This window comes from Collinsella aerofaciens (genome assembly GCF_032584215.1).
Lineage (GTDB): Bacteria > Actinomycetota > Coriobacteriia > Coriobacteriales > Coriobacteriaceae > Collinsella.
This window is the reverse complement of sequence record NZ_JAWHPN010000141.1, coordinates 1-435: the sequence shown is the minus strand read 5'-3', so window position 1 is coordinate 435 and position 435 is coordinate 1. Positions and strand designations below refer to the sequence as shown.

Sequence of the window (435 nt, the reverse complement as noted above, 5' to 3'; positions counted from 1 at the left end):
TTAAGAGTCAGCCGCAGAAGATGTGCTGCGCAAACGGCGAGACATCCTTTGACTTTGGAGGAATACGGGAACTCTTGACGCCCAGGAGCTTCTGTACTCGCTCAAATATATCCTGGCTGATAATCGGTGGATGGGTTTCTTTCCAGATATACTGTTTATGTTCGCCGCTGTTCCGCTTCTGCTGGCGCGGTAGTGCCTCGGTCATATAAGTCTTCTGAAGGTGAGAGTCTCCAATGTATTTTTCGTTGCATAGAACATAGCGGACGGAGGTCACTTGCCAGTAAGGCTTCTTGTCCCGTGTTGGGAACCCATATGCAGTGACTTCCTTCGCGATATCATCCATGCTATGGCCTTGCAGATACCGATCGAATATGAGGCGGATAATCGGGGCCTCGTCAGTATTGATTTCCAGTTTCCCATTCACCAGGTTATACC

The 435-nt window shown here is 49.2% G+C and carries 1 protein-coding gene; it reads right to left on the bottom strand.

Annotated features, from left to right (window positions below):
• Positions 1–7: 7 nt before the first annotated feature.
• On the bottom strand, positions 8–435 hold a 428-nt coding region (locus tag RX395_RS10145; RefSeq protein WP_316367400.1), incomplete at its 5' end, for a recombinase family protein.